The sequence below is a fragment of the Rhizobacter sp. P3_B12 genome (assembly GCF_056402895.1).
The window spans coordinates 1-2,888 of sequence record NZ_JBFUGN010000793.1 but is presented as its reverse complement, the minus strand read 5'-3'; the positions used below and the strand labels follow the sequence as shown (position 1 = coordinate 2,888).

5 protein-coding genes and 1 pseudogene are annotated in these 2,888 nt (G+C 71.4%); 5 read left to right on the top strand and 1 reads right to left on the bottom strand.

Features of this window, described 5'->3' with window-relative positions; all coding sequences use genetic code 11:
* From AC1D01_RS28080 to AC1D01_RS28070, 3 genes are all read left to right on the top strand, one after another.
* Positions 1 to 505: PQQ-dependent sugar dehydrogenase (locus AC1D01_RS28080; protein WP_477872260.1), on the top strand; the 505-nt coding region annotated here is incomplete at its 5' end.
* A gap of 70 nt (positions 506 to 575) precedes the next feature.
* Positions 576 to 1,172: a YqhG/Tai3 family protein gene (locus tag AC1D01_RS28075; protein ID WP_477872258.1), complete on the top strand. Its 597-nt coding sequence runs from the start codon at positions 576 to 578 to the stop codon at positions 1,170 to 1,172.
* 84 nt (positions 1,173 to 1,256) lie between these two features.
* Positions 1,257 to 1,487, top strand: coding sequence for a DUF1161 domain-containing protein (locus tag AC1D01_RS28070; protein ID WP_477872256.1), 231 nt, complete (start codon positions 1,257 to 1,259; stop codon positions 1,485 to 1,487).
* A 22-nt stretch (positions 1,488 to 1,509) separates the two neighbouring features.
* On the opposite strand, the gene AC1D01_RS28065 is transcribed toward AC1D01_RS28070, so the two are convergent.
* Positions 1,510 to 2,124, bottom strand: coding sequence for a nucleoside/nucleotide kinase family protein (locus AC1D01_RS28065; RefSeq protein ID WP_477872254.1), 615 nt, complete (start codon positions 2,122 to 2,124; stop codon positions 1,510 to 1,512).
* Positions 2,125 to 2,143: 19 nt separating this feature from the next.
* On the opposite strand from AC1D01_RS28065, the gene AC1D01_RS28060 reads away from it, so the two are divergent.
* Together AC1D01_RS28060 and AC1D01_RS28055 are read left to right on the top strand one after the other, a co-directional pair.
* Entirely contained in the window at positions 2,144 to 2,773 is a 630-nt protein-coding gene (locus AC1D01_RS28060; RefSeq protein WP_477872252.1) for a pseudouridine synthase, read from the top strand.
* A gap of 20 nt (positions 2,774 to 2,793) precedes the next feature.
* A pseudogene (locus AC1D01_RS28055) lies at positions 2,794 to 2,888 on the top strand (flavin reductase); the annotation flags it as partial.

Genomic DNA, 2,888 nt, shown 5'->3' with positions numbered 1-2,888 from the left:
ACTGTGGACCGTCGTCAACGAGCGTGACGAGATCGGCAGCGACCTGGTGCCCGACTACCTCACCTCGGTGAAGGACGGCGCCTTCTACGGCTGGCCGTTCAGCTACTACGGCGCGCACGTCGACGAGCGGGTGAAGCCGCCGCAGCCCGACATGGTGGCGCGCGCGATCGCGCCCGACTACGCGCTCGGCCCGCACACCGCCTCGCTCGGCCTTGCGGCCGCCCGCGGCAATGCGCTGCCGCCCGCCTTCGCCGACGGCATGTTCATCGGCCAGCACGGCTCGTGGAACCGCAAGCCGCACAGCGGCTACAAGGTGATCTTCGTGCCGTTCGCGCAGGGCCGGCCAGCCGGGCCGCCGATCGACGTGCTGACCGGCTTCCTGTCGCCCGAAGGCAATGCGCAGGGTCGCCCGGTTGGCGTCGCGCTCGACAGGCAAGGTGCGCTGCTGGTGGCCGACGACGTCGGCAACGTGATCTGGCGGGTGCGGCCGACGGCAACACGCTGACACGATGAACCGGCGCGCGGCGTGAATTGCTGACGCGCTGCGCTCCCCACCGGCCGGGGACAATCCGCGGATGCACCGCTCCGCCCTGCTGACCCTCGCCCTGACACTGGCCGCCCAGGTCCCCTCGCACGACGCCAGCGCTGCCGACGCCACCGCGAGCCCGCAGACCGCCGTGCAGGCCTTCTACGAGTTGCGCATCGCCCAGCTGCCGAACGGCGGCGCGCCCGACGGGCCCGCCCTGAAGCTGATCGCCGGCCTGCTGACACCGCGCCTGCAGTGCCTGCTGCAGACGGCGCACCGCTACGACGAGGCCTTCCTCGCGACGCAGCCGGGCGACAAGCCGCCGTTCGTCGAGGGCGATCTCTACTCCAGCCTGTTCGAGGGCCCGAGCCGCGTGAAGGCCCAGCCGGCACGGCTGGCCCGCGACATCGCCTGGGTGCCGGTGCGCATGTTCTTCGACGCCGGCGGCAAGCTCGACGCGACCGRCTGGACCGACACCGTGGTGCTGAACCGCGTCGACGGCCGCTGGCTGATCGCCGACGTGAACTACGGCGGCAATTTCGCGTTCGGCAACAGCGGGCGGCTCAGCGGCGTGCTCACCGACCAGCTGGAGCGCCCCGATCCGGCGCTGAAGTGGAGCGGCCGCGAATTGCGCAGCTGTCCCTGAAACGCAGGGCCGCGCGCGGCGTGGCACCATGCGCGCCGGACCACCGTCCGAAATCATTCAAAGACAACCCCACGGAGAACCCCGATGAAAGCCACCTTCACCCTGGCCCTGGCCGCCCTGACCCTGGCCGCCGGCCCCGCCTTCGCCGCCGGCAAGTCCTGCGACGAACTGAAGACCGAGATCGCCGCCAAGCTCGACGCCAAGCAGGTCACCGGCTACGTGCTGGAGATCGTCGACGCCGACAAGGTGGGCGACGCCAAGGTGGTCGGCAGCTGCGAGAGCGGCGCGAAGAAGATCACCTACGGCCGCAAGTAAGGCGACCGGCCAGCCGTCCGGCTCAGACCGCGCAGCGCCRGTCGGCGCGCGGCGCGGTCGCAGCGATCAGCTCGGCATTCGGCTGGTCGGTGCCGGCCTCCCAGGCGCGGGCTTCGGGCTCGCTGCGGCCGAATCGCATGTGGCGCTCGACGAGCCGGCGCCGGCGCAGCGCGTCATCGACGTCGACATACCAGGCCTCGTCGAGCAACGGCTTCACGCCGGCCCAGCCGTCGCACTCCAGCAGCAGGTAGTTGCCTTCGGTGATCACCAGCGGAGTCTCGGGCGGGATCGGGATCGCCGAAGCGATCGGCTCCTCGATCTCGCGGCGGAATTCCGGCGCGTAGACGATGCCGCCTGCGGCCTGCTGGCCGCGCACCCGCTGCAGCAGGGCCACATAGCCGCCGGCATCGAAGGTGTCCGGCGCCCCCTTGCGGCCGGCGCGGCCGAGCCGGGCCAGCTCGACGTTCGCCAGGTGGAAGCCATCCATCGGCAGCAGCACCGCGGCGCCGTCCAGCGCATCGACCAGTTGCTGCGCGACGGTCGACTTGCCGACGCCCGGTGGGCCGACCAGGCCGAGAATGCGGCGGCCGCCGCGTGAGATCAATGCCCGTGCGCGGGCCAATGCCTGTTCGTTCATGCCCGCCAGTGTTGCACCGATGAGCCCCGCTTTCCTGTACCTCGACGATTCGATGCTGGTGGTCGACAAGCCGAGCGGCCTGCTGGCCGTGCCCGGCCGCGGCGAGGCCGGGCTCGACAACCAGGCCGCGCGCGTGCAGGCCGCGGTGGCCGACGCGCTGGTGGTGCACCGCCTCGACATGTCGACCTCCGGGCTGATGCTGTTCGCCCGCGGCAAGGAGATGCAGCGCCGGCTCAGCCATGCCTTCGCGCAGCGCGAGGTGCACAAGGAATACATCGCGGTGGTCGATGGCCTGGTCGGCACCGAGCACGGCGAGATCGACCTGCCGCTGCTCACCGACTGGCCGAACCGGCCGAAGCAGAAGGTCGACTTCGCCGATGGCAAGCCCGCGCTGACCCGCTACACCGTGCTCGAGCGCGATGCTGCACGCGGCACGACGCGGGTGCTGCTGGAGCCCGTCACCGGCCGCTCGCACCAGCTGCGCGTGCACCTGCTGGCGCTCGGCCACCCGATCGCCGGCGATGCGCTCTACGCCCCGCCCGAAGCCCTTGCGAAGGCACCGCGATTGCTGCTGCACGCACAATCGCTGGCGCTGCCGCACCCGGTCGACGGGCGGCCGATGCGCTTCCACAGCCCCGCCCCGTTCTGACCCCTGCTCTTGCTCCCACGATGCACACCGCCGTCGAGCTCGCCAAGTCGTACCGCCTGCTGAACCACGGGCCCACCGTGCTCGTGAGCGCCGCACACGGCGGCCAGCGCAACAT